This is a genomic window from Haloterrigena gelatinilytica, from assembly GCF_013342145.1.
Lineage (GTDB): Archaea > Halobacteriota > Halobacteria > Halobacteriales > Natrialbaceae > Haloterrigena > Haloterrigena gelatinilytica.
On sequence record NZ_JABUQZ010000001.1, the window covers coordinates 3,398,711 to 3,425,136 of the forward strand.

The 26,426-nt window shown below is 67.6% G+C and carries 23 protein-coding genes; 14 read left to right on the forward strand and 9 right to left on the reverse strand.

Going from position 1 to position 26,426, the window contains the following annotated elements; genetic code table 11:
* Positions 1-357: 357 nt before the first annotated feature.
* Positions 358-1,089: a 1-(5-phosphoribosyl)-5-[(5-phosphoribosylamino)methylideneamino]imidazole-4-carboxamide isomerase gene (hisA, locus tag HTZ84_RS16890; RefSeq protein ID WP_174681739.1), complete on the reverse strand. Its 732-nt coding sequence runs from the start codon at positions 1,087-1,089 to the stop codon at positions 358-360.
* 174 nt (positions 1,090-1,263) lie between these two features.
* Here hisA and HTZ84_RS16895 point away from each other — a divergent pair, with 174 nt between their 5' ends.
* The 4 genes from HTZ84_RS16895 to HTZ84_RS16910 all read left to right on the forward strand — a co-directional run bounded on the left by HTZ84_RS16895 (position 1,264) and on the right by HTZ84_RS16910 (position 5,795).
* Positions 1,264-3,120, forward strand: a complete 1,857-nt coding sequence (locus HTZ84_RS16895; RefSeq protein WP_174681740.1) for an SLC13 family permease — start codon at positions 1,264-1,266, stop codon at positions 3,118-3,120.
* A gap of 116 nt (positions 3,121-3,236) precedes the next feature.
* Positions 3,237-3,620: a hypothetical protein gene (locus HTZ84_RS16900; RefSeq protein WP_174681741.1), complete on the forward strand. Its 384-nt coding sequence runs from the start codon at positions 3,237-3,239 to the stop codon at positions 3,618-3,620.
* A gap of 122 nt (positions 3,621-3,742) precedes the next feature.
* A complete protein-coding gene (locus HTZ84_RS16905) occupies positions 3,743-4,921 on the forward strand; it encodes an inorganic phosphate transporter (protein WP_174681742.1) in 1,179 nt (392 codons plus the stop codon).
* Between the two features lie 109 nt (positions 4,922-5,030).
* On the forward strand, positions 5,031-5,795 hold the full coding sequence (locus tag HTZ84_RS16910; protein ID WP_174681743.1) for a universal stress protein: 765 nt from the start codon (positions 5,031-5,033) through the stop codon (positions 5,793-5,795).
* A 23-nt stretch (positions 5,796-5,818) separates the two neighbouring features.
* On the opposite strand, the gene HTZ84_RS16915 is transcribed toward HTZ84_RS16910, so the two are convergent.
* Both HTZ84_RS16915 and HTZ84_RS16920 read right to left on the reverse strand, forming a co-directional pair.
* On the reverse strand, positions 5,819-6,565 hold the full coding sequence (locus HTZ84_RS16915; protein ID WP_174681744.1) for a universal stress protein: 747 nt from the start codon (positions 6,563-6,565) through the stop codon (positions 5,819-5,821).
* A complete protein-coding gene (locus HTZ84_RS16920; RefSeq protein ID WP_174681745.1) occupies positions 6,565-7,989 on the reverse strand; it encodes an APC family permease in 1,425 nt (474 codons plus the stop codon). Before HTZ84_RS16920 ends, HTZ84_RS16915 begins: the two co-directional genes overlap by 1 nt.
* A 139-nt stretch (positions 7,990-8,128) precedes the next feature.
* Here HTZ84_RS16920 and HTZ84_RS16925 point away from each other — a divergent pair, with 139 nt between their 5' ends.
* The 4 genes from HTZ84_RS16925 to HTZ84_RS16940 all read left to right on the forward strand — a co-directional run bounded on the left by HTZ84_RS16925 (position 8,129) and on the right by HTZ84_RS16940 (position 12,109).
* Complete coding sequence (locus tag HTZ84_RS16925; RefSeq protein WP_174681746.1) at positions 8,129-8,554, forward strand: universal stress protein; 426 nt, start codon at positions 8,129-8,131, stop codon at positions 8,552-8,554.
* Positions 8,555-8,664: 110 nt separating this feature from the next.
* Positions 8,665-9,849, forward strand: a complete 1,185-nt coding sequence (locus HTZ84_RS16930) for an inorganic phosphate transporter (RefSeq protein WP_174681747.1) — start codon at positions 8,665-8,667, stop codon at positions 9,847-9,849.
* A 297-nt stretch (positions 9,850-10,146) separates the two neighbouring features.
* A complete protein-coding gene (fer, locus tag HTZ84_RS16935; RefSeq protein WP_174681748.1) occupies positions 10,147-10,536 on the forward strand; it encodes a ferredoxin Fer in 390 nt (129 codons plus the stop codon).
* Between the two features lie 556 nt (positions 10,537-11,092).
* On the forward strand, positions 11,093-12,109 hold the full coding sequence (locus HTZ84_RS16940; protein WP_174681749.1) for an A24 family peptidase: 1,017 nt from the start codon (positions 11,093-11,095) through the stop codon (positions 12,107-12,109).
* Between the two features lie 345 nt (positions 12,110-12,454).
* Here HTZ84_RS16940 and HTZ84_RS16945 read toward each other — a convergent pair whose 3' ends face one another.
* Both HTZ84_RS16945 and HTZ84_RS16950 read right to left on the reverse strand, forming a co-directional pair.
* Positions 12,455-12,688: a hypothetical protein gene (locus tag HTZ84_RS16945; RefSeq protein ID WP_174681750.1), complete on the reverse strand. Its 234-nt coding sequence runs from the start codon at positions 12,686-12,688 to the stop codon at positions 12,455-12,457.
* 112 nt (positions 12,689-12,800) lie between these two features.
* Positions 12,801-13,220, reverse strand: coding sequence for an HIT family protein (locus tag HTZ84_RS16950; protein ID WP_174681751.1), 420 nt, complete (start codon positions 13,218-13,220; stop codon positions 12,801-12,803).
* Positions 13,221-13,831: 611 nt separating this feature from the next.
* Between HTZ84_RS16950 and HTZ84_RS16955 the strand changes: the two genes are divergently transcribed.
* The 3 genes from HTZ84_RS16955 (at position 13,832) to HTZ84_RS16965 (ending at position 16,370) form a co-directional block, all read left to right on the forward strand.
* Positions 13,832-14,818, forward strand: a complete 987-nt coding sequence (locus HTZ84_RS16955) for a hypothetical protein (RefSeq protein ID WP_174681752.1) — start codon at positions 13,832-13,834, stop codon at positions 14,816-14,818.
* Positions 14,806-15,486: an NTP transferase domain-containing protein gene (locus HTZ84_RS16960; RefSeq protein ID WP_174681753.1), complete on the forward strand. Its 681-nt coding sequence runs from the start codon at positions 14,806-14,808 to the stop codon at positions 15,484-15,486. The genes HTZ84_RS16955 and HTZ84_RS16960 overlap by 13 nt, the downstream gene beginning before the upstream one ends.
* Positions 15,487-15,668: 182 nt before the next feature.
* Positions 15,669-16,370: a glycerophosphodiester phosphodiesterase gene (locus HTZ84_RS16965; protein ID WP_174681754.1), complete on the forward strand. Its 702-nt coding sequence runs from the start codon at positions 15,669-15,671 to the stop codon at positions 16,368-16,370.
* A 55-nt stretch (positions 16,371-16,425) separates the two neighbouring features.
* Here HTZ84_RS16965 and HTZ84_RS16970 read toward each other — a convergent pair whose 3' ends face one another.
* Positions 16,426-17,094, reverse strand: a complete 669-nt coding sequence (locus HTZ84_RS16970; protein WP_217468394.1) for a uracil-DNA glycosylase — start codon at positions 17,092-17,094, stop codon at positions 16,426-16,428.
* 86 nt (positions 17,095-17,180) lie between these two features.
* On the opposite strand from HTZ84_RS16970, the gene HTZ84_RS16975 reads away from it, so the two are divergent.
* From HTZ84_RS16975 to HTZ84_RS16985, 3 genes are all read left to right on the forward strand, one after another.
* Entirely contained in the window at positions 17,181-17,423 is a 243-nt protein-coding gene (locus tag HTZ84_RS16975; RefSeq protein ID WP_174681756.1) for a hypothetical protein, read from the forward strand.
* Positions 17,424-17,545: 122 nt separating this feature from the next.
* Positions 17,546-20,803 carry an isoleucine--tRNA ligase gene (gene ileS / locus HTZ84_RS16980; protein WP_174681757.1) on the forward strand — a complete coding sequence of 1,086 codons (3,258 nt, stop codon included), beginning with the start codon at positions 17,546-17,548 and terminating at the stop codon, positions 20,801-20,803.
* A 923-nt stretch (positions 20,804-21,726) separates the two neighbouring features.
* The gene (locus HTZ84_RS16985) at positions 21,727-23,841 is read left to right on the forward strand and encodes a hypothetical protein (RefSeq protein WP_174681758.1); all 2,115 of its coding nucleotides are present in this window, start codon (positions 21,727-21,729) and stop codon (positions 23,839-23,841) included.
* A gap of 103 nt (positions 23,842-23,944) precedes the next feature.
* Here the strand turns inward: HTZ84_RS16985 and HTZ84_RS16990 are convergent, their stop codons facing one another.
* The 3 genes from HTZ84_RS16990 to HTZ84_RS17000 all read right to left on the reverse strand — a co-directional run bounded on the left by HTZ84_RS16990 (position 23,945) and on the right by HTZ84_RS17000 (position 26,370).
* On the reverse strand, positions 23,945-24,799 hold the full coding sequence (locus tag HTZ84_RS16990; protein ID WP_174681759.1) for a ribose-phosphate diphosphokinase: 855 nt from the start codon (positions 24,797-24,799) through the stop codon (positions 23,945-23,947).
* A gap of 89 nt (positions 24,800-24,888) precedes the next feature.
* Positions 24,889-25,398: a hypothetical protein gene (locus HTZ84_RS16995; RefSeq protein ID WP_174681760.1), complete on the reverse strand. Its 510-nt coding sequence runs from the start codon at positions 25,396-25,398 to the stop codon at positions 24,889-24,891.
* A gap of 84 nt (positions 25,399-25,482) precedes the next feature.
* Complete coding sequence (locus tag HTZ84_RS17000; RefSeq protein ID WP_174681761.1) at positions 25,483-26,370, reverse strand: HVO_0234 family beta-propeller protein; 888 nt, start codon at positions 26,368-26,370, stop codon at positions 25,483-25,485.
* Between the last annotated feature and the right edge of the window lie 56 nt (positions 26,371-26,426).

The following is a 26,426-nucleotide window of genomic DNA, read 5'->3' on the forward strand; positions in this document are numbered from 1 at the left end:
AGTTTTGCGCTGCGGGTGCGCCGTAGGCGCACCCTCGGCAAAAATTCGATTAAAAGCACTCCTCCTTCCCCTGCGGGTCAGTCGTCGGCCCGTTCGCTCCCTACGGTCGCTCGCGGTGACACTCGTGCGACCGCCTGCCCTCCCCCGGGTCGCACGGCTCTCGCGTTGCTCGAGCCGCGCTCCCGGCCGTGACAAGCAGACACGACCATGCTATCGGCGTCTGATCATAGCGAGGAGCCGATGGCTCATGGGGGTCGTGTGAGCGAACGAGCCGACTGTGGAGGACGTGGAATCCCTGTGCGTCGGAACCAGTAGACCGCTCGAGTCAACCTCGAGAACACGGAGTGCTAGTCTCGATCACTCGCTGACCGCAGCCTGCGCCTCCGCGAGCGAAAACCGCCCTTCGTACAGCGCGCTTCCGACCACCACGGCAGCGGCGCCGGCGTCCTCGAGGGCCCGCACGTCCTCCAAGGTCGCAACGCCGCCGCTGGCGATCACGGGGATATCGGTCGCCGCGACCAGTTCGCGAACGGGTTCGGTGGCGACCCCCTCGAGTTGCCCCTCGACGTCGACGTTCGTGAAGAGGATCGCCGCGGCGCCCAGTTCCTCGTAGCGCTCGGCGGCGTCGACCGGCGAGATCCCGGCGCCTTCGGTCCAGCCCTCGACGACGACCTCGCCGTCCTTCGCGTCGAGGCTGACGACCACGCTGTCGGGGTGGCGCTCGCTGATCTCGGCGACGATCTCGGGGTTCTCGACGGCGGCGGTGCCGAGGATGACCCGGTCGACGCCGCGCTCGAGCAGATCGACGGCGTCGTCGGCGGTGCGGATGCCCCCGCCGAGTTGGGTGGGCACGTCGACGGTCTCGAGGACCTCGTCGATGGCGTCGCCGTTCGCCCGCCGGCCCTCGAAGGCGCCGTCCAGATCGACGAGGTGTAACGCCTCGGCGCCCTCGTCGAGCCACCGCCGGGCGGCGTCGACGGGATCGCCGTAGGTCTTCTCGGTCCCGCGCTCGCCCTGGACGAGCTGGACGACCTCGCCGTCCTGCATGTCGACGGCGGGAATCACCTGAAATGCCGGAAACGCGCTCATACGAGGGCGCAGGCCGGGCGCGGGCCTAAAGCCACCGACTTCGGCGCCGGCGACGCCGCGCAGCGGCGCAGGCGACGGACGCGTATCAGCGTCGGTGACGACTCTCGAGCCGTTACAGTCCGGATCTCGTGGCGAGCGCTTACGGCCCGAGGCCGCGTGGGCTGTGGTAACCGGATGACGGCCCCCGTCGCGCTCGCACAGGACCTCGCGACCCGGCCCGAACTGACGACGGACGCCCTCGTCGTCTTCGGCGTCCTCGCGCTCGCGCTCGCGTTGTTCGTCACCGAACGGCTGCCGATCGACGTGACCGCGATCCTGCTGATCGTGATTCTGGTCGTCCTCGAGCCGTGGACGGGGATCGACCCCGAGACCGGCATCTCCGGGTTCGCCAACGAGGCGACGATCACGGTGCTGGCGATGTTGATCCTCAGCGGCGGCATCAGCCGGACGGGACTCGTCCAGGAACTGGGACGGCGGATGGCCGCCTTCGCGGGCGAGAGTCTCCGGAAGCAGCTGTTCGCGACCGTCGCCGCGACCGCGCCGGTCTCCGGCTTTCTGAACAACACGCCGGTCGTCGCGCTGCTCGTCCCGGTCGTCACCGACGTCGCCAACCGCGGGAACACCTCGCCCTCGAAGCTGCTGATTCCGCTGTCGTACGCCTCGCAGGTCGGCGGGATGCTCACCCTGATCGGCACCTCGACGAACATCCTCGCCAGCGACGTCAGCGCTCGACTCGGCTCACAGTACCCCGAGCTTCACCGGTTCTCGATGTTCGAGTTCACGCAGTTGGGGGTCATCGTCGTCATCACCGGCTCGTTATACTTGATCTTCGTCGGTCACTACCTCCTCCCCGAGCGGGTTCCGCCGCGGGCGGACTACCTCGAGGAGTACGACGTCGGAGACTACATCGCCGACGTCGCGGTGGTCCCCGGCTCGCCGCTCGTGGGGGAGACGGTCGGCGAGGCGACCGACAGGTTCGGTCCCGAGATCGACGTCGTACAGGTCGTCCGCGACGAGGACCGATCGGTCGCGCCCCGTCGAAGCACCCACCTCGCGGAGGGCGACGTCCTCGTCGTCCGCACGAACCGGAACGCGATCGCGACCCTCGAAGACGCCGAAGGCGTCGAACTCGTCGGCCAGCCCGACACCGCCGCGAATCTCTCTCCGGACGGCGAGTCGGGGATCATCACGGAGCTGGTCGTCGCGATGGACTCGCAACTGGTCGGCGAACGCCTCGATCCCGAGTCGTTTCGCGAGGAGTTCGGCGCCGCCGTCCTCGGCCTCCGGCGCCACGGGGCGCTCGTCGGCGAGCGGATCGTCGGCCGCCGGCTCGACGTCGGCGACACGCTGCTCATTCAGGCGCCGCCCGACACGCTGAATCGACTCTCGCGGCGCGACGGCGTGATCGTCGCCCGCGAACCGCCCCGCTCCGAGTACCGCGCCGACAAGGCGCCGATCGCCGTCGCCATCATGATCGGCGTCGTCGCGGTGGCGGCCCTCGAGATCTATCCGATCCTGATCTCCGCGCTCGCGGGCGTGGTCGCGATGGTCGTCACGGGCGTCTTGGATCCGAACGAACTGTACGACGCCGTCGAGTGGGACATCATCTTCCTGCTGGCGGGCGTGATCCCGCTCGGGATCGCCCTCGAGGGAAGCGGCGCGGCCGCCTACCTCGCCTTCCTGGTCGTCGAGGCGGCCGGCTTCCTGCCGACGCTGGCCGTGCTCTGGTTATTCTACATCCTGACCGGGCTGCTCACTGAGGTCATCAGCAACAACGCCAGCGTCGTGCTCCTGATCCCGGTCGCGGCCGCGGCGGCGGCGGGAATCGGCGCGAACCCGTTCGCGTTCGTCCTGGCGGTCACCTTCGCCGCGAGCACGGCCTTTCTGGGGCCGATCGGCTACCAGACGAACCTCTTCGTCTACGGCCCCGGCGGCTACCGCTTCAGCGACTACGCGCGGATCGGCGCGCCGCTGCAGGTGCTGCTCTCGGTGGTCACCGTCCTCGGGATCGCGTTCTTCTGGGGCGTCTGATGCAGTTCTCCCCAAGTGATTTCACACGCTACCCTGAAATGACACGACGTTATGAGCGTCCGTGTGAAACGAGTCCGAAACCGACCTGCGACTACGCTGAAGGGGCAGCCCGAACGATGAATCCGACCCGTATCGACGCGATCATCGATCTCGCCTACGGCGTACTGATTTTCGTCTCGGTCGTTCTGATCGTCGTCGAGGGAACGCGAGTCGGATTGGCGCTCGGCCTGGGCGTCCTCGTCTCGTACGCGTTGCACGTGATCTGGAAGATGGCGCGCTTCGATCCGGAGTGGATGACGAGGGAAGTAGAAGAGACGGTCGAAGAGGCCGTCGAACAGTCGATCGGCGAGCAGGTCGACGCGGTCCAACAACAGATCGAAACCGTCGACGAGCGCATCGACCGTCGTCCGCGCGAAGACGAGATCGAGGACCTCCTCGAGGAGACGGTCGCCGACGACGCGGCGGGCGGCGGAGACGGGACCGAGAACTCGGGTCGGTAACCCCTCGAAGCCGTATCGGTTCACTGACGCGGACACCACTCACACCCGACGTTCCGTCGATTCTCGCGACGTACACGACGGCACAACGAATATCCGAATCGACGTGAAAGCCGTACATCAGTATGGTGTCCGTGCTGCTGCTCGTGGGGATTCTCGTGGCCGTCTTCGTGGGCTACAACATCGGCGGCGCGACGACGGGACCGGCGTTCGGTCCGGCCGTCGGTGCCGACGCCATCTCGAAGACGACCGCCGGCGTACTGATGACGGTGTTTTTCTTCGTCGGTGCGTGGACGATCGGGCGGCGCGTCGTCGAGACCCTCGGGGGCGACCTCGTCTACGATCCCGGGGTCTTCACGCTCGAGGCGAGCGTCGGCGTCCTCTTTTTCATCGGCGTGGCGCTGTTCATCGGGAACTTCTTCGGCGTCCCCGCCTCGACGTCGATGACCGCCGTCGGCTCGATCGCGGGACTCGCACTCGCCGCCGGGGAACTCAACTGGGTCGTAATGGGGCAGATCGCCATCTGGTGGATCGTCTCCCCGTTCATCGGATTCTGGGTCTCGCTGATCATCGGCCGCTACTTCTACTCGTCCCTCAATCGAACGCTCGCGATGGAACGCAGCGTCGGCCCGCTCGTTCGGATCGATCGGTCCGGCCGCGTTCCGATCCCGACTCCGAGCGACACCACCAACCGGCGCGAACTGGGCGGCGTGGCGATGGTGATCGTCATCGGCTGCCTGATGGCGTTCAGTTCCGGGACCTCGAACATCGCGAACGCGATCGCCCCGCTCGTCGGCAGCGGCGAACTCGAGATGAATCCCGCCATCGTCATCGGCTGTGTCGCGGTCGGGATCGGGACGGTCACGATCGCACGGCGCACCCTCGAGACGATGGGCAACGAGCTCACGGAGCTGCCGCTGACGGCGGCGATCGTCACGGCGACGGTCAGCGCCTCGCTCGTGATCTTCCTCTCCGCGATCGGCATTCCGGCGAGTTTCGTCATCATCGCGACGATGTGCATCATCGGTCTGGGCTGGGGGCGGGCGACGCGACCGGTGACGGTCTCCGAGGCGGTCCGCGGCGAGGAGTCGCCGCCGGTCTCGGTCGGCGCGCTGACCGCCGATCGGGAGGGAGAGGAGTTGCCGCCGATCGGCGAAGAGGAACCCGAGCGGATCCCGAGCGCGGCCGATCTCTTCGATCCGGCGACGACGGCCCGCGTCGTGCTCATGCAGAACGTCGTCCCGATGATCGCGACGGTCGGCGCGTACGCCACGTTTCGGTTCGTCCCCCTCTTCGGACTCTGACGCCGCCGCTGTCCGACGCGAGACGCCGACGGCGATCGGTATCGGTGCTCGCTTTCCTGCAGGGGGTATATTACCCGCTGTCCCGTATGCGAACCCGAGGCATTCGCCAATGCCTGACACTGGCGATCACCGCGTGCTCGTTCCCGTCGCGGTACTCCGCGGGGAGGGCGTTCCCACGACCATCGTCGACGCGTTCGCGTCGATCCCGGTCGTCTTGCTCGGGTATCACGAAGTCCCCGAACAGACGTCGCCGGATCAGGCGCGCGATCAGTACCAGCGGCGAGCCGCGCGCGAACTCGAGGAGCGTCGGTCGGTGTTCGAAGCCGCCGGCTGTCCCGTCACCTCGCGGCTCGTGTTCACGCACGATCGCTTCAAGACGTTCGAACGCGTCGCGGTCGAAGCGGAGTGTGACGCCGTCTTGATTCTCAATCCGGCGCCGGTCCTCGAGCGGTTTCTCGTCGCGATTCGGAGCGACATTAACGTCGAGCACAAGGCGCGACTCGTCGCCACGGTGCTGGACGGGACGGAGATCGACGTGACCCTCTTTCACGTCGTCGCGGACGAACGAGACCGGAATCGAGGGGACGAACTGCTCGCGACGACGGCCGACGCGCTCGAGGACGCGGGGGTCGGCCGCGATCGGATCTCTCGCTCGGTCGTCGTCGCCGACTCGCCGACGGAGGCGATCCTCGAGGCCGCGGACGAACACGACGCGATCGTCGCGGGCGAGAGTCGACCGTCGATCCGTCGGTACGTCCTTCGAGACCGCGCCGAGCGGATCGCGAAGCGGACGGCCGATCCGGTCCTCGTCGTCCGCGGAGAGTACCTCGAGCCCGCCGACGAGGAGGAGGAACGCGACGCTGCAGCCGAGTAACCGAGTGAGCGTCGAGACGATCCTCACGACGAATCCGATAGCGACGCCGACGACGCGTCTCGAGCGGGAGGGCGAACCACCAGAACCGGGCCGACAGACTCGGCGGCGATCCGCTCGGGTTTCTCGCCGAGCAGGAACGACTGGAGCGACGGGGCGTGCTCGCCCACGACGATCGCGTCGTGCTCCGCCGCGGCTTCCCTGAGCGCGTCAAAGGGCGCGCCGCTGACGGCGTCGAGCGGCCCCTCGCTCACGACGAGCGTCGACGCCGCGTCGATTCCGCGCCTCGAGAGGGTTTCGACGGCCTCCTCGAGCGCCAGTCGGCCGTCGGCCTCCGCGTCGGTCGCGAGGAACAGCGTGACGCCGATCTCGCGGTCGCCGACCAGTTCGACGACGAACTCGAGGATGCGGTCGACGGCGACGTCGCCGGTGAGCGCCACGAAGAGTCGATCGACCGATCCCGCGGCGCCCGTGATGACGTACGCTCGCGACTCCGTCTCGGCGGCGACTCGATCGATCGTCTGGTCCCGATCGTGCGTGAACGCGAGCCGGTAGTCGGCCTCGCGTCCGTCGTCCTCGAACGCCGTCGCCAGGTCGGCGAGCGCGTCGGTCGCCCGCTCGCCGTACTGGAGCCGCGCCTGATCCGGCGGCGTCTGCTCGGGCAGGACGTGGTAGCCGAGGACGGTCACGTCGACCGGCTCGAGCAGGCGGACGAGTCCGGGCGAAACCGATTCGCCCTCGAGCACGGTCAGCGGAACGAGGACGCGCGTCATCACAGCGCCCCCCGTAGCGTCACGTCGCGCGCGTAATAGAAGTACCAGCCGGCGGTCACGGCCATCACCGCGACGCCGGTGATCTGCGAAGCGGGTTGCATGAATCCGATGAGCCCGAAGCTGGCGACCGCCCCCACCGCCGGGACGACCGGATAGCCGGGCGTCCGGAAGGCGGGATCGTACCACTCGGGCTCGTCGCGGCGAAGCGAGACGAGCGCGACGCAGATCAGGCCGTACATGACGAGGTGCAGGAAGGACGCGACCTCCGCGAGCAGCTCCACCTGTCCGGTGGCGACCAACACGAGGATCGGTCCGCCGGCCAACCCGAGCGCGACGTGGGGCGTCCCGTACCTGAGGTTGATTCGACTCGCCCGCCGCGGGAGCAAGGCGTCCCTCGAGACGGCGTAGACCGCCCGCGACGTGCTGAGGATCGAGGCGTTGGCGCTCGAGATCGTCGCGAGCAGGCCGCCGAAGACGATCGCCAACGCGCCGATCGAACCGAGGTAGTGGCGCCCGACTTCGACCATCGCCGTCTCGCCGAGTTCGGCGAGGCGTTCGCTTCCGAACGCGCTCGTCGCGACGAAGATGGTCACCACGTACAGGGTCCCGACGATGAGCACGGAGCCGACCATCGAAAGCGGCAGGTTCCGGCCGGGGTCTCTCATCTCGCCGGCGACGGTCGCGATCTGTGCGAAGCCGAGATAGGAGGTGAACACGAGAGCCGACGTCGTCAACACGGGAAACGCGCCGAACGGGGCGAACCGCTCGGGCGCGGCCGGTTCGCCGACGAGGCCGAGCGCGTCGAGCCCGCCGAAGCCCAGAAAGCACACCAGAATCGAGAGCAACAGCGCGACGATTCCGTTCTGGAGCTTCGCCGCGTTCTCCGTTCCCGTGACGTTCAACACCGTGAACCCGGCGCCGAACAGCAGCGCCAGCGGGATCACCAGTCCGTTGCCGACCGCGATTCCGAGCTCCGCGAGCGTGTCGACGGCGTAATACCCGAACCCGACCAGGTAGAACGCCGTCGCGAACACGAGCCCCAGCCACAGCGACAGTCCGACGACGGTCCCGGCGAACGTCCCGAGTCCGCGCGAGATGAAGTAGTAGCCGCCGCCGCTTTTCGGCATCGCCGTCGCGAGTTCCGACGCCGGCAGCGCCACGAAGAGCGCGATCACCGCCCCGATCGCGAACGAGCCAGCCGCGGCGGGGCCCGCGCGTCCCGCCGCCAAGCCGGGGAAGACGAAGATACCCGCACCGATCATCGTCCCGATACCGATCGCGAGGCCGCCGACGAGTCCGAGCGTCCGCTCGAGTTCGGCGTCGTCGGTCTTCGTCGCCGCTTCGGTTTCGATCGTCGGTTCGATACGCGGCGCTTCGTCGTCGATGTTGGTTCCCTCGCCGACCGCCGGCGCGTCGCGATCCATGGTCGGTCCGTGGTCGCGAGTATCTATGCGACACACCCCCTTGGTACTGGGGGCGGAAGACGACGGCCGACGCCCCCGGCGATCCGTGCGAACGGCGGCCCGCCCGTGGGCTTATTCCCGTCGCCGTGGGAGGGGGCGTATGGTCTCAGACGTCCTCGTGCCGATGGACGGATCGGAGATGAGCGAATACGCGCTCGAGTACGCGATCGACGCGTTTCCGAACGCCGAGATAACCGTTCTCCACGTCGTCGGTGAGCCGTCTCCGATGTGGGGGCGAGCGACGGGTCTCGCGCTCGCCGACGATATCGAGGAGGCGGCCCGCGAGCACGCGGAGACGGTGTTCGAACGGGCACGCGAGATCGTCACCGACGCCGACGACGACGTCGTCCTCCGTACGGAGATCGAATTCGGCCACCCCGTCCGCGCGATCGTCGGTTGCGCCGACGACTACGAGACGGTCGTGATCGGCAGTCACGGCGGGACCGTCGCGGACCGCATCTTCGTCGGCAACGTCGCGGAGAAGGTGTTTCGACGATCACCGGTACCGGTGGTCGTCGTTCGGTGAGTCGGTCGTCGACTGCATCCGGTCGTCGCGTTCCGTTCGACTCGAGGTCGTCTCGGCAAGGGAATCGCGAATGTGCGCGTTTTTAGTATCGGTTCGTATGACTACGGGACGTGAACGCGGAACCGCTGCTTATCGTCGGAATCCTCACCGCGATCTTCGTCGGCTACAACATCGGCGGCTCGACGACGGGACCGGCGTTCGGTCCGGCCGTCGGCGCGAACGTCATCACGAAGGTGATGGCCGCCGGGCTGATGTCGGTCTTCTTCTTTATCGGGGCCTACACCATCGGTCCGCAGGTCGTCACCACGCTCGGCGAGGAGCTCGTCACCGACACCTCGATCTTCACGCTGCGCTCGAACGTCGCCGTCCTCTTCTTCATCGGCGGCGCGCTGTTCGTCGGCAACTACGCCGGCGTCCCGGCCTCGACGTCGATGACCGCCGTCGGCGCCATCGCCGCCCTCGGGCTGGCGACCGGCGAACTCGACTGGTCGGTACTGGGCGAGATCGTCGTCTGGTGGATCGTCGCGCCGATCATCGGCTTCTGGGTGGCCGGCGTCGTCGGCCGGTACTTCTACCCGCGGATCAACGCCTGGGTCGCCATCGAGGGGAGCACGGGCGGCGAGCCGATGATCTCGGTCGACCGGTCCAGTGTCGTGCCGCGTCTCCGGTTCGGGGCCGACGGCGACCGGCGGGAGGTCACCGGCGCGTTCGTCGTCGTCGGCATCGGCTGTCTGATGGGCTTTTCCTCGGGGACGAGCAACATCGCCAACGCGATCGCCCCGATCTACGGCACCGGCGACGTCGACATGGTGACGCTGATCCTGATCGGATCCGCGGCCGTCGCCGTCGGCTGTTTCACCATCGCCCGCCGGACGCTCGACACGCTGGGCAACGACATCACGAACCTGCCGCTGACGGCCGCGATCGTCGTCGCTGTCATCAGTTCGACCATCGTCGTCGGCCTCTCCGCGATCGGCATCCCCGCGAGTTTCGTCGTCATCGCGACGATGAGCATCGTCGGATTGGGCTGGGGACGCGCGACGCGGACGACGACGCTGTCAGACGCCGCTCGCGGCGAAGAGACCCGCGTCTCCGTCGGCGCACTCACCGCCGAAGAGGAGGGCGAACAGTCCCCCGACATCGGCGAGGAGGAGCCCGAAGACATCCCGAAGGCGTCGGACCTCTTCGATCCATCGACGACCGCCCGCGTCATCCTCATGCAAAACGTCGTCCCGATCATCTCGACCGTCGGCGCGTTCATCACGTTCCGATTCGTGCCGATATTCGGCTTCTAGTCGAGACGTTCGACGATCGATCGCAACCGGCACTCTCGAGTCGACGACGCTCCGTCGGCGGTCGGATTCGCCGACGGCTCGCCGTTCGACCCGTTCAGTGTGGTAGCAGACGTGAAAAGCGGCAATCGATGCAGGAACTGAGAGCGTTGGTTGAAACGTTTCCTTTTCTCTCCCTCTTTGTGGACTATTAGTTGCTAAATATGGACATTCTTCCCTTCGAACTTCCAAATTCCGATTCAAAGACAATTTAGGACTGAACAGCAAGCTATACCAGTGCGGGACGTGAATCACCGAGTGATGCCCACGGTAGAATACCTCAACTACGAAGTACTGGACGACCAGGGCTGGGACATGGACGACGACGACCTCTTCGAGCAGGCCGCCGACGCCGGCCTCGACGAGGAGGACTACGGTACCCTCGACGTCGCCGAGGGCGAGTACATCCTCGAGGCCGCCGAGGCGCAGGGCTACGACTGGCCCTTCTCGTGTCGCGCAGGCGCCTGCGCGAACTGCGCGGCCATCGTCTTCGAGGGCGAGATCGACATGGACATGCAGCAGATCCTCTCGGACGAGGAGGTCGAGGAGAAGAACGTCCGCCTGACCTGCATCGGTTCCGCCGAGACCGACGAGGTCAAGATCGTGTACAACGCCAAGCACCTCGACTACCTCCAGAACCGCGTCATTTAAACTAGAAACGGGCCACGTCGTGGCCACAACAACGTTTTTTCGACGTATCTCGCGTCCCGGTTCTCGGTTAGTCCCGACTCTCAGCCGAGTTGCTGTTCGACACCTGCGTCTGGTCTCTGAGGAACTTCCACTCGTGTGAGTCTGCACTCCCGAAGTACAACTCCGCGTCCGAGATTCTGTACGCGACTCGTCCGCGCAGCAGCGTGTGAAAGGCTGAAGCGTTTCCCGCTAACGGACGGCCCATCGCCTCTGTCCGGTAATCACGACTGTCCAATCTGTGGTGACGTGTTCGACTCGAGAAGCGAACTCGAGGACCACTCCTTGGAGGAGCACCGACGCCAGCTCGATCGCAGTTAGTCAGCCCGCGAATTCGAACATCGCGGAGATTGCAGCGGGCAGAAGGCGCACTTTCACTCGGAGGACTGCGAGGAGTTCGACGCCGTCGAGTGACGTGGCGACTCCCTCGCGGCGCGGCCGAGAACGTCGGTCGGGAGTCCCCGCCCGAAGGCCGGGAGAGCCGAAAGGATAACACTCCCCCGCTTCGAGAGCACCACCTGTGACTCTCACTGACGTCGCGACGGCCCCGGATCTCCTGCGGCTCGTCGCCGTTCCGGTCTTCGCCTGGGTCGCCGTCCGCGACATCGAGACCAGGCGCGTCTCGAGCGCCGTCTGGATCCCCCTCTCCCTGCTCGGCGCCGTCCTGCTCGTCTGGGACGGGTGGCTCGCCTGGACGGCCGGCGGGACCGCCTGGACCTACGACTTTCTCCTGCCGACGACGGTGAGCCTGGGGTTCGTCGTCCCCATCGCCTACCTGTTCTGGTGGATCGGCGGGATCGGCGGCGCGGACGCGAAGGCCTTGCTCGTGTTGGCCCTGTTCTTCCCGGTGTACCCGGAGTACGCGGTCGGCTCGTGGACGTTCCCGGTGACGTCCATGCCCGTCGAGGCGTTCGCCTTTACCGTCCTGGTCAACACCGTCTTCATCGGCCTCGCCGCCCCGATCTTCCTCGCCGTCTGCAACGCCGTCGCCGGCCGGTTCGCCGGCGTCATGTTCATCGGCTGGCCAGTCTCGTGGGACGCGATCCCCGAAACCCACGGCCGCCTCCTCGAGACGCCCGACGGCCCCTCCCGGGGCGGGCTCGACCTCGACGCCCTCCGGATGTACCTCCGCTGGCGCGGCCTGACGCTGGCCGACGTCCGCGAGGACCCCGACCGCTACCGCGATCCGGCGACCCTGCCCGTCGAGCCCAATCCCCCGACCGACGGCGCCGTCACCGCCGCGGTTCGCGGCGACGGCGGCGCGACGCTCGAGGGCGAGAGCGAACTCGAGACCGATTCCACCACCGACGGGCTCGAGGTATCGACCGACGACCCGTGGGGCGCCGACGCCTTCCTCGAGGACATCGAGGGCTCGGCCTACGGGACTCGGCCCGCCGAACTACGGGAGGGCCTCGAGGTGCTCGCGACCGAGGAGACGGTCTGGATCTCGCCGGGCACGCCGTTTCTCGTCCCGACGTTCCTCGGCCTGCTGGTCGCGCTGGGCTACGGCAACCTGTTCATCGGACCGCTGTTCTGAGACGCGGACAGTCTCTCTCCGGCCCCGTTCCGATCAATCGACGTGCGGTGGCGCGCGCTGCACCGTGGTGGGCGAGCAGCGAACGTGTTCCCTCGAGTCAACCGAGCATCGGTCGAGGTTCGCTTCAAAATCGAGTCCGAGCCGAAGCGCTCTGCGAATCGTGGCAGCTAGGGGGACCACACCCTCCCCAGCCGATTCGTTCGCTCGCATACTCGCTTACTCATCCCTCGCGCAGTATCGTCGGTCGCCTCACTACCGTTCGGCCGACCGACAGCGCGCGCCGTCGCAGAGAAAATTACTGCCCCGAAGTGTCGGCCCGTCGCTGATACGTCACCAGTGATCGACTCACTGCGCGTACACGAACCGCTCGTACAGCGGCACCAGCGCGGTCCAGAAGACGACGAAGACCGCGCCGACGCCGATGAGGGCGAGCCACGGATCCCCTCGACCCGTCGGGAGTCCGGTGGAGAACAGCGCGAGCGTCCCCAGGAACAGGAACAGACAGACGACCACGCTCCCTAACTCGAGGATCGTGGCGACGGGATGGGCCCGGAACTGGGCGGCGATATCGGCGAGCATACGCGAGAGTGACGGGCGACGATCAAAAACGTCACGGCAATTCGGCGGCGGGATCGGTCGCTGCGCTCTCACCGCCGCGCTCACCGCGGATCTGCGAAGACGGGCCGCAGTCTCAGGCTCGAGACTCGATCGCGTCGGCGATCTCGTCGAGTCGGTCGTCGTCGATGTCTTCCTGGCCGCCGAACATGGCGTGGATCGGCCCGGCGCCGTCGTCGTCGAACCGCGGGACGATGTGACAGTGGACGTGGGGCACTTCTTGACCCGCTTCCTCGCCGTTGTTGAACGCGACCGTCGAGGCGTCGGCGTCGACGCTCTCCTCGACGGCGGGCACCAGCCGGTGGACCGTCGCGTAGAGGTCCTCGGCGACGTCGTCGGGGACGTCGTTCAGCCGCTCGTACTCGTCTTTCGGGATAACCAGCGTGTGCCCCGGCGCCAGCGGATTGGCGTCGAGGAAGGCGATCGTCGTCTCGTCTTCGTACACGACTCGAGCGGGGATCTCCCCCTCGACGATCTGGCTGAAGATCGTACTCATACGCGAGTGTGTGTCGGCCGGCTGTAAGAAGCTTACTCGCCGACCTCGCGGTCGGAATCGCCACCGATCGGCGACCGTCATCGACCGCGAACAGTGTGAACTGGCGTAAAGTCCGGCTAGCTGTGCTTACGTGTCGAGAATCGTGATGGACGATCGGGGCCGTTCAATACCCCGCGCCGTCTCGGTGAGAGTGCCCAGCGGGGGCCTGTCGTATCGCGCCGATGGGGAACCTCGTGCGACATCGCACACCTGTACCGGACCGACACCGTCACGCTGGTCACACCGGGTCGACCGCACGATCGTCGGCGGCCACCACGTCACGAACCCCGACACACCACCGCCGACGGTTTTCGGCGATGCTCCGAACCGACGAGCCGCGACGCCGCGTTCGACCCAGCGGATTCAGCTGACAGTCCCGAATATCTCACAGTCGGTGTAGAACGTTCGTCCATAGTGAACAGTCGACCTACGTAGCGGCGGCAAGCTGCAAGTATTAGTACGTTGTCCACCCTATTCGTGGGTATCATTCGCACGGCGACCGAACGGAACCGCTGTGTCGGCACGCAGACCGCGACGCTACCGCTCGAGACGGGTGCTCGGGTGACTTCGAGATGGTAGCGGTACTGTACGCCATCGAGCGACCGTTCATGCGGAAGACGTTCGAGGCGATCGACCGGCACGTGGACGTCGAATCGGCGTTCGTCCCGGTCAGAGCGGACGCGCGCGGCTGTAGCGACCGCATCGCGGAGATCGAGGTCCGGGATCCCGGCGCGGTCGACGAGAACGTGCGAGCGATCGATCCGGCCGTCGTCGTCTACAATCATCGGTTCGGGATCGAGCGGTTCTCCTTCTACGAGGAGTACCCGCTCGTTCACCTCCGACACGGCGCCTCGATCGGCCGCGGCGAGATTTCCGTGACGACCGGGACGATGCTCGAGCGCGTCGCCGCCGCCCTCGCGCCCGGCGAGCGGTGGGCCAGGGCCTATCGGGCCGCCGCGCCGCCCGACGTGACCGTGGCCGTCGTCGGCCTCCCGGAAGCCGACGCGCTGGTCGACGCGCCGCCGCCCCGCGAGCGCCGGGTGCTGTACGCGCCGACGAACTACATGGTCGGCCGCGGCGCGTACGCGAACACCGCCCGTTCGGTCGTGGAGTGCTTCGCCGGCACCGAGTACGAACTGCTCTTTCGGCCCCATCCGACCGACAGACGCGAGGGGCCGGGGCTGGCCGTCACGCGCGAGTGCAGGGCTCGAATCGCCGAGCTACCGAACGTCGTCTTCGACGAGACCGCGACGCCGACCGAGAGCATGCGGCGGTCCGACGTCCTCGTCTCGGACTACTCGGGGTCGATCGCCGAGTGGCTCCACACCGGACGGCCGCTCGTCCAGCTGACGGACATCGACGCGCCGGACCGCGCGGTTCCGGAGATCGGCGTCACGACGGACGCGATCGATCTCGCGCTCGTCGACGACCTCTACAACAACGGCGAGCCCGCACCCGTCGCCCGCCGTCGCGAGTCGTGGCTCGAGGACCTCGGAATTCCGATGGACGGCCGGGCCGGCGAACGCGCCGCCAGCGAGGTGTTGCGATGCGGGGCGTGATCCTCGCCGCGGGACGGGGCCGGCGGATGCGACCGTACACCGACGACGTTCCGAAGGCCTTCCTCGAGTTCGACGGCCGGACGCTGTACGATCGACAGCGCGACCTGCTCGAGCCGTACGCGGACGGAACGAGCGTCGTACTGGGATACCGTCACGAGACCGTTCTCGAGCGGTACGAGCCCGTCGATCCGATCGTCCTCGAGGGCTGGGACCGGTACGAGAACGCCGCGTCGCTGCTCCTCGCGCTCGAGCGGATCGACGACGATCTGCTGGTGATAAACGGCGACGTCCTCGTCGACGAACGGGAGGTCGGTCGGCTGGCGGGAGCGTTCGACGCCCTCGACGGCCGGCTCAACCTCGTCGGATGCATTCCGGGGCTCCAGAGCGCGGAGACGGCGATTCGGTGGGACGAGACGGGACGCGTCTCGGCGTACGGACTCATCGAGGGTCACCAGCACGCCGGCTTCGGCGTCGTGAGCCGCGAGCACCGAACGGCCGCGATGCGAATCCTGCGCGAACGGCTCCGGGACTGGTACCCCTGCGTCTACCCGCGGACGCCGACGCGGCCGCTGTTGATCCCGGCCGAGCGACACGTGGAGCTCAATCGACCGACCGACCTCGGCCGACTGCGAGCGTGGCTCGCCTCCGATCGGATCCGGTGTGCGTGACCGGCATCGTCGCAGCCGATCGGTGACCGAACGCGGCGGGAGTCCGGAAGCGGCCTTGAGACGGTTCCGCGCCGCTACTCCGTGACCGCGCCGGTCAACGTTCGATACATTCTGGACGATTGTACGGAACGGCGCAGTGGAACCAAAATGTTGATTGCCAGCGGGTGCCGGGACCCGGATAGATGGAGATAATCGGCCATCGCGGCTGTGCGGATCAGTTTCCGGAGAACACCCTCCTCGCGCTCCGCGAAGCCGCTCGTCGGCTGCCGGCGGTCGAAGTCGACGTTCGGCGGTGCGGGTCGGGCGAACTGGTGGTATTTCACGACGAAACCCTCGAGCGCGTCACCGACGCGGACGGCCGCGTCGCGGAGACGCCGTGGACCGAACTCCGCGACCTGACCGTCCTCGAGTCGGGCGAATCGATTCCGCGCCTCGAGACGGTTCTGCGGACCGTCCCGGACGACGTCACCCTGCAACTCGAACTGAAAGAACGGGGGATCGCCTCGGAGACGTTGCAGTTGGCGATGACGGTCGGCGCCGACGTCCGCGTCACGTCGTTTCTCCCCGAGGCGCTGGCCGAGATCGAGACGAACTATCTGGACGTCCCGAACGGCTTGCTCTTCGGCGAGGAACCCGAGGAGAACCTCTCGCGCGCGGTCGAACTCGACTGTACGCACGTCTTCCCGCACTACGACCTCTGCGTCGAAACCGACGTCGTGTCCGCCGCCCGCGATCGCGGGTTCGACGTCATCGCGTGGAAGGCCGCACGGACGACCGACGACGTCCGCGCGCTACACGAGGCCGGCGTCGACGGCGTCACCGCGGATCGGTGGGACGTCGCGCCCGCTTCGCTCCGAGCGAGCGCCGAATCGCAGCGGACGTAGCGGGGCGACGACCGTTCGGCGTCTCCGGTAGCGATGCGAGACCGCGGTCGGGTCGCTACTCGCTGCCCGGACCACACGACTCCTCGAGCGCCTCGCCGATCGCCGCGAGATATTCCTCGGGTTCGTATCCCAGCCGTCCGATCCAGACGTCTTGATACGAAGGGTGCAGGATCGGCAGGAGCGTCGTCTCGAGTCGCTCACAGTCCACCGGTTCGAGGACCGTGTCGATGAAGCCCTCGAGGGTGCGGTCTTCGGCCGCGAGGACGCTCGCCGTCGCGTGTTTCCCGGTCGCGAGGACGACGTCGGGATCGACGGTCTCGATCTCGGTCAGCAGGTGGCCGCGGCAGTTCGTCCGCTCCGCGGGCGTCGGTTCTCGGTTACTCGTGGGGTCTTCGGGATCGGCTGGAAAACACTTCACGGCGTTCGTGTAGTAGGCGTCGTCGCCGTAGCCGACCCGCTCGAGCATCCGGCGGATGCGCCGGCCGGAGTGACGGGAGGTGTAGGCCTTGCCGGTCCAGTTGCCGCCCCGCCAGCGCTCGGCGTCGGGGGTCCCGGGACCGGGGGCCTCCCCGATCACCAGCACGCTGGCGTCGAGCGGTCCCGTCCCCCACGAGATGCACTCGCGGTGCTCGGCGAGCGCCGGACAGCGCTCGCAGTCGGGTTCGACGACGTTTCGGTCGGTCGGATAGGCCGGATCGGTGTCGGAGGGAGACACGTCCGTCAGGTGGGCCGGCGCCGGGTTAGGTTGCTCGGATTCGCGTCCCGGTCGAGCAGACAGATTTACCTTCCCTCGGCGGTTCTCGATAGGTAATGGGAACGGCAATTCCGGAACTCCTCGCAGAACTTCTCCCGATGGTGGCCTACACGATCGCCGCGGGCGTCCTGACAGTCATCGGCTTCGCCGCCGAGTACGCGAGCATGCAACACATCGGCGCGGGCGAGACGACGGTCGCGTTCTGGCTCGCGGCGATCGGCTGCGTCATGCTCTACGCCGGCGTCTACGGCCTCGGCTACCAGAAGGTGCTCGCGCGAGCGTTCGGCATCGAGCAGTAGCGTCACCGACGGTCGATTTTCGCGGCTACGCTTAGGGTGTCGTCAGCGTCCCGGCCGTCTCGAGTTCCGCGGCCGCCAGCGGGACCGATTCCCCTTTACTCTCGGAGTGAGATTGCTCCCGTATGAGCAGATTCGGCGAGGTCGACGACCAGTACGATCCGCACGAACTCGAGGGGCGGATCTTCGACTACTGGGACGACGTCGACGCCTACGAGCAGACGGTCGAGCACCGGTCGGACGGCGAGTCGTTCTTCTTCGTCGACGGGCCGCCGTACACGTCGGGGTCGGCGCACATGGGAACGACCTGGAACAAGTCGCTGAAGGACGTCTACCTGCGGTTCCTGCGGATGCAGGGGTACGACGTCACCGACCGGCCGGGCTACGACATGCACGGCCTTCCCATCGAGACCCGCGTCGAGGAGCGACTCGGTTTCGAGAACAAGAAGGACATCGAGGAGTTCGGCGAGGAGAACTTCATCCAGGAGTGTAAGGACTACGCCGACGAGCAACTCGAGGGGCTCCAGGAGGACTTCCAGGACTTCGGCGTCTGGATGGACTGGGACGACCCCTACCGGACGGTCGAACCGGAGTACATGGAGGCCGCCTGGTGGGGCTTCTCGAAGGCCGCCGACCGCGGGTTAGTCGAGAAGGGCCACCGTTCGATCTCCCAGTGTCCGCGCTGCGAGACCGCGATCGCGAACAACGAGGTCGAGTACGAGGACGTCGAGGACCCCTCCGTCTACGTCAAGTTCGACCTCGCCGAGCGCGAGGGCAAGCTCGTCATCTGGACGACGACGCCGTGGACGATCCCGGCGAACACGTTCGTCGCCGTCGACGAGGCGGGCGACTACGTCGGCGTCCGGGCCGAGAAAGACGGCGAGGAGGAGCTGCTGTACGTCGCCGACGCGAAACACGAGGAGGTCCTCCGGGAGGGCCGCTACGACGACTACGAGGTCGTCGACGAACTGTCCGGCGAGGAGCTGATCGGCTGGTCCTACGAGCACCCGCTCGCCGAGGAGGTGCCCGACCACGTCGACGTCGACGGCGCGCTCGAGGTCTACGCCGCCGACTACGTCGACACCGACGGCGACGGCACCGGGCTGGTCCACTCCGCGCCCGGCCACGGTGAAGTGGACTTCGAGCGGGGCCGCGAGCTCGGCTTCCCGATCTTCTGTCCGGTCGGCAGCGACGGCGTCTACACCGAGGAGGCCGGCACGTACGAGGGCCAGTTCGTCAAGGACGCCGACCCGGAGATCACGGACGACCTCGAGGACAACGGCGCGCTGCTCGCGTCGGGCACCGTCACCCACAGCTACGGCCACTGTTGGCGCTGTGATACGGGGATCCTCCAGATCGTCACCGACCAGTGGTTCATCACGATCACCGACGTCAAGGACGAACTGCTGGACAACATCGAGGACAGCGAGTGGCACCCCGAGTGGGCGCGGGACAACCGCTTCCGCGACTTCGTCGAGGAGGCGCCCGACTGGAACGTCTCGCGCCAGCGCTACTGGGGCATCCCGCTGCCGGTCTGGACGCCCGAGGACCGCGACGACGACGAGGACATGATCGTCGTCGGCGACCGCGAGGAACTCGCCGAACGCGTCGATCAGGACGTCGATCCCGAGGACGTCGACCTCCACAAGGACACGGTCGACGACCTCACCATCACTGAGGACGGGACCACCTACACCCGCGTCCCCGACGTCTTCGACGTCTGGCTCGACTCTTCGGTCGCCTCCTGGGGCACCCTGAACTACCCCGAGGACGACAGCAAATTCGACGAGCTCTGGCCCGCCGACTTCATCCTCGAGGCCCACGACCAGACGCGGGGCTGGTTCTGGTCTCAGCTGGGGATGAGCACCGCCGCGCTCGGCGAGAGCCCGTACCAGGAGGTCCTGATGCACGGCCACGCGCTGATGCCCGACGGCCGCGCGATGAGCAAGTCCAAGGACATCCTGATCGACCCCCACGAGGCCATCGACCGCCACGGCCGGGACGTCATGCGCATGTTCCTGCTGTCGAACAACCCGCAGGGCGAGGACATGCGCTTCGACTGGGACGGGATGCAGACGATGGAGAACCACCTCCGGACGCTGTGGAACGTCTTCCGGTTCCCGCTGCCGTACATGCGCTTAGACGAGTTCGACCCGCAGGAGACCACGCTCGAGGATAGCGCGGAGCGAAGCTCCGCGGACAGTCGAGCGGCGGAGCCGCGAGACGACGTCGATTCGGACCTCGAGCTCATCGACGAGTGGGTGCTCGCCCGCCTCCAGTCCACGAAGGCCGAGATGACCGCGGCCTTCGAGGACCGCCGGCAGGACCGCGCGCTCGACGCGCTCATCGAGTTCGTCGTCGAGGACGTCTCGCGGTTCTACGTCCAGGCCGTCCGCGAGCGCATGTGGGCCGAGGAGGACAGCGGCTCGAAGCGGGCCGCCTACGCGACGATCTATCGGGTCCTCCGGGAGAGCGTCGCCCTGCTCGCGCCGTACGCGCCGTTCATCAGCGAGGAGATCTACGGGACGCTGACCGGCGACGACGGGTTCGACACCGTCCACATGGAAGACTGGCCGGAGGTCGACGAGTACTGGCAGGACGAACAGCTCGAGGACGACGTCGCCATCCTCCGGGCGATCGAGGAGGCCGGCGCGAACGCCCGCCAGCAGGCCGGTCGGAAGCTCCGCTGGCCGGTTCCGCGGGTCGTCGTCGCCGCCGGCGACGAGCGCGTCGTCGAGGCCGTCGAACGCCACACCGACCTGCTCGAGGACCGACTCAACGCCCGCGAGATCGAGCTCGTCTCCGCGGAGGACCGCTGGGAAGAACTCCAGTACAGCGCCGAGGCCGACATGAGCGAACTCGGCCCGGCTTTCGGCGACCGCGCCGGTCAGGTCATGAACGCGCTCAACGAGGCCCGCATCGACGAGCCGAGCCTCGAGGCGATCGAAGAGGCCGTTGCAGACGTGCTCGAAGAGGGCGAATCGATCACCGACGAGATGGTCTCGTTCGTCACCCAGACGCCCGACGGCATCGCCGGCACCGCCTTCGGGCTGAACGGCGACGACCGCGGCGTCGCCTACGTCGACGCCTCGCTGACCGACGACATCGAGAGCGAGGGGTACGCCCGCGAGGTCATCCGCCGCGTCCAGGAGATGCGCAAGGACCTCGACCTCGACGTCGAGGAGCGCATCGCCTTAGACCTCGAGATCAGCGACGACCGCGTGGCCGACCTCGTCGCCGAGCGCGAGGACCTGATCCGCGAGGAGGTCCGCGCCGACGAACTCGGCGAGATCGACGACGGCCACCGCAAGGAGTGGGAGGTCGAGGGCGTGACGATGGAGATCGGGGTCGAACCGCTGGCAGCTGCTGAAGCGTCGGACTGAGACCATACGTTTCCGGAACGGGAGACGAAGTCGACCGTTCCGGTCTTTTTGGTCTCTTGCTGAGCGGAGCGAAGCAAGGTCAGCGAGAGCTTTGCTCTCGGCAGACAGATTTTTACGCGAGAGGTGAGGGAGTGGAACGACCGAACCCGACGCGGAAAAAGGTGGATGCAGAGATCGAAATCGAGCCGCTGGCAACGACTGAAGGGGAACCGGCCACCGATAGTCGATAACCGTGGCTGCAAACCGAACGATAGCTCAAAGAGCCGTTTGAGCCACGAGAGAATATTTGCGCCCCCATCACGTAGCAGTTCTTATGGATCGCCGGACGCTCCTCTCACGTGCAGCGGTTCTTCCGTCTATCGGTTTCGCCGGGTGCCTCGATCGACCGGCGGCTACCGATTCGGACTCTCGATCACTGCCCGCTGCGGTATCGGAACTCGAGTTCGAGCTCACCGATACCGATCTCGATCCGCGGGATGCGCCCGCGATCTCGGTTACCGAGGGAACCGGCGAAGCGACGGTCGAAGGAGCGATCCGGGTCGGGTCGAAGAAGTGTAAGGAAGCGACGCTCGCCGACGTTTCCGCCGACGAATCGGACGGGTCCGTAGAACTCCGCATCAGTCACGCGAAGTCGGACGACCATCCCGACAATCGACTTCTCGGGGGTTCTTGCGATGAGGCGATGAGCGCTGACGGGTACGAGATCACGATGTCAATCGACGAGGAAGTTCGAACGATTACCGTCGTCGAGCGGGATGCGGACGGCAACGAACGAAACGCAGCGATCGAAACCTAACCCCGTTCGCCGGACGACCCGGTCGTACCGCGATTTCACGGCGTGTTCTTCGATCCGAACCAGTCGCGTTCAGTTGACAGTATCCCTGCCACAAAAGTCATGGTGACTGATTTACCAGCCGTAGGTAGTGACATCTCGGGCTACCGTTCTCGTCGTCGTAGCGCTCCTCCTCGGAACCGTTCCGGCCGGCATCGCCGGCGCCGGCGGGGGTCCGACAGCGAGCGATCCGGGATCCGATAGCGTCGGGGCGCTCGAGTCGGCCGCCGTACCGACTGCGACCGCCGAACCGAGCGCCGCAACGAAGACCGACGCCGAGGCGGCCGCGATGGCCGAGGCCGACGACATCCTCCACCGGACGATCGAACTCCGGCACCTGCCCGACCGACCGGACGTGTACGAGGCCGAGTTTACGTTCGATATTCCGGAGCCGATGAGCAGTCTGACGGTCGACCTCGAGGACGAGGCGACGGTCCGGTCGACCGACGGGTTCGAGGCGACCGACGAGGGGACCTACCGGTGGACCGGCGACGGCGAGGCGCCGTCGATCCGGATCCGGCTCCCGGCCGATCAGACGGAAACCGGCGGCCGCGTGGGCTCGAGCCGGAGCGGCTACAGCTTCGTCGATACCGGCGAGTGGGGCGTCGTCCCCGTACCGGGCGTCAGCGTCTCCTACCGGCGGGACGCCGACGTCAGCATCGGAATCGAGGAGACGGTGACCGTCGACGGGCCGGGGGCGACCGGGGGCGATATCGCCGTCTTCGGACCGGTGACCGAGTACGAACGGACCGAAAACGGCGAGACCGTCAGATTGGTCGTCTCCGACGCCGCCGACCTCCGCGAGGACCCCGACGACATCCTCGAGGCGCTCGGCGACGCGAGCGGGCGCCTCTCGATCGCGCCGAGCGACGAAACGGTGTTCGTGGCCGCGGTGCCGAGCGACGCCGACTGGGGCCCGCGGGGACTCCAGTACGGCGAGTCCGACGCGTGGGTCCGCGCCGACGCCCCGCTCTCCGAGGCGTCGAACGTCTGGCTCCACGAGTACGTCCACGTCCACCAGCGCTTCGCCAACGACGAGGTCGCGACCGACGCCTCCTGGCTCGTCGAGGGCGGGGCCGAGTACCACGCCGCGTTGCTCGCCTACGAGCAGGGGCTGATCTCGTACAGCGAGTTCCGCGACCATCTCGAGCGCGGCGAGCAGTCGCCGCACGCCGACGGCGTCCTCGCCGAGCCGGGAACGTGGGGCCACCACCGGACCGACTACGCCAAGGGCGCGCTCGTCTACGGCGAACTCGACCGGCAGCTTCGGGACGCGACTGACGGCGACAGACGGCTCGAGGATATCGTCCGAACGCTGAACGCGCAGGACGAGCGGGTGACGGCGGCCGACTTCCTGACGGCGCTCGAGGAGGCGGGCGGGACGGAACTGCGAGCGAGCGCCGAGCGGTACGCGCACACGAGGGCGACGCCCGATATGTGGAACTACTTCGAGCACGAGGCGACGTTCGGACAGTCCCGCGCCGCGACCGCGTCGGGACTGGGCGAGGAGCCCGTCACGGTCGACGGACGAGAGTGGGGGCGCTGGGATCGCGCGAACCTGTCCGGACTTAGCGCCGACATCGGCGCCGGCGACGTGCTGGCGGTGCCGGCCGGCGAGCGCGTCACGGTGCCGGTTGCACTCGAGAACGGCGACGACCGCGCGGGGACCGCCGACGCGACCCTGCAGGTCGACGGCGACGTCGTCGCGACCGAACGGCGAGTGCTCGAGGCCGGCGAGGCGGCGACGACGGCGCTCGCGTGGACGCCGACGAAGCCCGGGATCTACGACGTTCGCGTCGGGAGCGACCGACTGACCGTCTACGTCCGGTCGACCCCGAGCCTGACCGTCACCGACCTGCGAGCCGAACCCGACGGCGTCGCCCCCGGCGAATCGGTGACGGCGACCGCGACGGTGACGACCGCCGACTCCCTCCCCGCGGCCGGCCGACTCGCGTTCCGGACGGCGTCGGAGACGAAAACTGGAGAGCCGATCGCGCTCGCGCCGGGCGAGACCGGGAGCGTCGCGGCCGAACTGACGTTCGACGAGGGCGGCGACTACGAGATCAGGGCCGGCGAGCGGACGACGACGGTCGCCGTCGGCGGGATCAAATCGACGGTCGAATCGATGCCCGGTTTCGGCGTCGCGGCCGCCGCCGTCGCGTTCGGACTCGCGGTCGCGATCGCGACGGTCGGTCGGCGGCGCTGAGCGTCGGTGTCTCTGGACTGTCGGTACGTCGTCTCGAGAACGGGCGCTCCGAGTCGACGGAACGGTCGCGCAAAATCGTGGCGGCGCGGCGTCGGCGGATCGGTTACAGTTCGTCGGCGATCGCCGGCGCGACCGAGACGGCGCTCACTTCGCGTTCGATCGTATCGGTGCCGTAGATCGTTTCGACGCCCGCGCGGCGGAGCTTCGTCACCGCGTTGCGCGCCAGCAGCGGGTGGACGCAGGTGACGAAGACGCGCCCGACGTCGCGGTCCCGAAGGACGCCGACGGCCTCGCTCATGGTCGAGCCCGTCGCGATGATGTCGTCGGTCACGACGACGTCGCGACCGGTCACGTCGACGTCGCTGGGGGAGATCTCGACCTCGGTGCCGGAGTGGCGGGTCTTCTCGAAGTAGTCCGTCTCGCCGTCGCCGTAGGCGTCCCGGACCGTTTCGGCGAGTTCGATCGCGCCCGCATCGGGCGAGAGGAAGACGGGGTCCGCGAGGTCTGCGGGCAGCGGATCGGCCAGCCGGCCCGCCGCGTCGACGGCGGTCGCCGTCGGTTCGAAGAACTCGCAGATCGCCTCCTCGTGGGGGTTGACGGTCACGACGCGGTCCGTTCCGGTCGAAATCGCGCGAGCGACCGCGCGCGCGGAGACGGGATGGCCCGCCTCGAAGGCCTCGTCTTGGCGGGCGTAGCCCATGTACGGAAGGACGGTGACGACGTCCTCGGCGCCGGCCTCGCGGACGGCGTCCTGCAGCTGGAGCAGTTCGAGGTGGGCGTCGCTCGAGACCGTCGAGCCGACGATAATCGCCCTGTCGTCGTCGAAGTCGGGAGCGGCCGCGAGCAGTTCGCCGTCCGGGAACCGGTCGTACTCGACGGCGGCGAGCGATACCTCGAGTTCGTCCGCGAGGGAGGCGGCCAGCGTCTGGGAGGCCGATCCGCTGACGATCGTAGTCATACTCGAGCAGAGCGGGCGGGAGGTAAACCCGTTTTCGTTCTCGGGTTCGACGCGTCGACGCCCGACCGCGGGGAAGCGGGCGCAGCCGACTACTCGGAGTCGTCGTCCGACGCGGCCCCGCAGTGGCCGGGGTCGGTGTTGCTCGAGTGCGTCATGGTCTCGCCGTCGGTGATGCGGACGAAAATGCTGAGACAGGTCGACTCGTTCCAGTTCGACGGGGTGATGTTCACCGGCTCGCCCTCGTTGAGCCGGGCGGTTACGCGGAACTGCTCTCGGTCGGCCGACCAGTCGTGATCGAAGGAGAGCGTCTCGTCGGCGCCGGGGGATCTGGTCTCCCAGTGCTGGATCTGCCCGTCGTACTCGACGAGGATGTCGAACGTGTGAGACGTATCGTCGAGGTTGTCGACGACGATCGTTCCGGAGACCGACTGGGCGGTCTCGTCGGTTTCACTTTCGGTCTCGTTTTCGTCTCCGTTCTCGTCCCCGTTCTCATCGCCGTTCGCACCGCCGCTTTCATCGCTCCCCAGACAGCCGGCGATCGCACCCGTCAGGCCGGCCCCGGTCGCGGCGAGGAGTCGGCGGCGTTGGATCCCACTCATACGAAATGTTGAAAGTATCCAGGACAGATAAATGTCCGTCAGACGGTCGAACCGCGGTCGTCGACTCGGTACGGACCGGAACCGCTACTCGTCGCCGGGAACGGCGAGCCCCGTCACGCCGCTGACGCCGATCGTTTGCGACCGCCATCGGTTGGCCCCGTCGTCCGGCGTCGCCGAGAGGAAGGTTCCCCGCTCGGTGACGGCGTAGACCGTGCGTCCGTAGCCGATGCCGACGATCGGCGCGCTCGAGCGGTCGTACTCGGTCCACGACTCGTCGTCGGCGTCGTAGGCGTAGACGGCGTCGCCGCCGACCGCGTGGGCGCGAGTCAACTGTCCGCGCTCGCTGTGCGGGTCGGCGGCGACGGTCTCGAACCCGCCCTCGAGGGCCTCCATCCAGCCGTTGCCGAGTTTGTAGAGGCCGTCGGCGGTCGCGGCCAGCGGAACGCCGGCCGCGGAGACGTCCCGCACGTCCGAGAGGCCGGCGTGATCGAGGCGTCCCTCGTGGACGCGATAGACGCCGCTGTCGGTGCCGACGAGGTCGCCGTCGATCGCCCGCACCGCCGCGACGCCGTCGCTCTCGAAGGGCGTCCACTCGCGGGCGCTCCCGGCGTCGCCGAGGCCGATCGAGGGTGACTCGAGGCGGGCGACGTCGCCGTCGGGACCGGCGGCGACCAGCCCGGAACCGTCGGCGCCGACCGCGACGGCGGGCCCGAAGCCGCTGTCGACGACCGTCGCGTCGTCCGCGTCGTCGTCGCGCTCGAGGTCGAGCAGGCGAACGTCCTCGTCGGTCGCGATCGCGACGACGCCGTCCGTCGCCGCGATGTCGCGGGCCGTACAGCGGTCACAGAGGCCGAACTCTCCGACGGTGTCGTCGGCGACGCGGACGCGAACGACGCCGATCGAACTGGCGACGTAGGCCTCGAGGGCCCCGTCGCGGTCGCCGTAGACGCGCTTTTCCTCGATGGAATGCATACGTCCACGGTCGGGGCCGCGCGCCGAAAGCGTTCCGTCTGCTCCGGAATCCCTTT

Excerpts from the sequence above, each read along its gene's own strand:
- hisA (WP_174681739.1), bottom strand. The coding sequence starts at position 1,089 with ATGAGCGCGTTTCCGGCATTTCAGGTGATTCCCGCCGTCGACATGCAG.
- HTZ84_RS16895 (WP_174681740.1), top strand. The coding sequence starts at position 1,264 with ATGACGGCCCCCGTCGCGCTCGCACAGGACCTCGCGACCCGGCCCGAA.
- HTZ84_RS16900 (WP_174681741.1), top strand. The coding sequence starts at position 3,237 with ATGAATCCGACCCGTATCGACGCGATCATCGATCTCGCCTACGGCGTA.
- HTZ84_RS16905 (WP_174681742.1), top strand. The coding sequence starts at position 3,743 with ATGGTGTCCGTGCTGCTGCTCGTGGGGATTCTCGTGGCCGTCTTCGTG.
- HTZ84_RS16910 (WP_174681743.1), top strand. The coding sequence starts at position 5,031 with ATGCCTGACACTGGCGATCACCGCGTGCTCGTTCCCGTCGCGGTACTC.
- HTZ84_RS16915 (WP_174681744.1), bottom strand. The coding sequence starts at position 6,565 with ATGACGCGCGTCCTCGTTCCGCTGACCGTGCTCGAGGGCGAATCGGTT.
- HTZ84_RS16920 (WP_174681745.1), bottom strand. The coding sequence starts at position 7,989 with ATGGATCGCGACGCGCCGGCGGTCGGCGAGGGAACCAACATCGACGAC.
- HTZ84_RS16925 (WP_174681746.1), top strand. The coding sequence starts at position 8,129 with ATGGTCTCAGACGTCCTCGTGCCGATGGACGGATCGGAGATGAGCGAA.
- fer (WP_174681748.1), top strand. The coding sequence starts at position 10,147 with ATGCCCACGGTAGAATACCTCAACTACGAAGTACTGGACGACCAGGGC.
- HTZ84_RS16945 (WP_174681750.1), bottom strand. The coding sequence starts at position 12,688 with ATGCTCGCCGATATCGCCGCCCAGTTCCGGGCCCATCCCGTCGCCACG.
- HTZ84_RS16950 (WP_174681751.1), bottom strand. The coding sequence starts at position 13,220 with ATGAGTACGATCTTCAGCCAGATCGTCGAGGGGGAGATCCCCGCTCGA.
- HTZ84_RS16955 (WP_174681752.1), top strand. The coding sequence starts at position 13,832 with ATGGTAGCGGTACTGTACGCCATCGAGCGACCGTTCATGCGGAAGACG.
- HTZ84_RS16960 (WP_174681753.1), top strand. The coding sequence starts at position 14,806 with ATGCGGGGCGTGATCCTCGCCGCGGGACGGGGCCGGCGGATGCGACCG.
- HTZ84_RS16965 (WP_174681754.1), top strand. The coding sequence starts at position 15,669 with ATGGAGATAATCGGCCATCGCGGCTGTGCGGATCAGTTTCCGGAGAAC.
- HTZ84_RS16975 (WP_174681756.1), top strand. The coding sequence starts at position 17,181 with ATGGGAACGGCAATTCCGGAACTCCTCGCAGAACTTCTCCCGATGGTG.
- ileS (WP_174681757.1), top strand. The coding sequence starts at position 17,546 with ATGAGCAGATTCGGCGAGGTCGACGACCAGTACGATCCGCACGAACTC.
- HTZ84_RS16990 (WP_174681759.1), bottom strand. The coding sequence starts at position 24,799 with ATGACTACGATCGTCAGCGGATCGGCCTCCCAGACGCTGGCCGCCTCC.
- HTZ84_RS16995 (WP_174681760.1), bottom strand. The coding sequence starts at position 25,398 with ATGAGTGGGATCCAACGCCGCCGACTCCTCGCCGCGACCGGGGCCGGC.
- HTZ84_RS17000 (WP_174681761.1), bottom strand. The coding sequence starts at position 26,370 with ATGCATTCCATCGAGGAAAAGCGCGTCTACGGCGACCGCGACGGGGCC.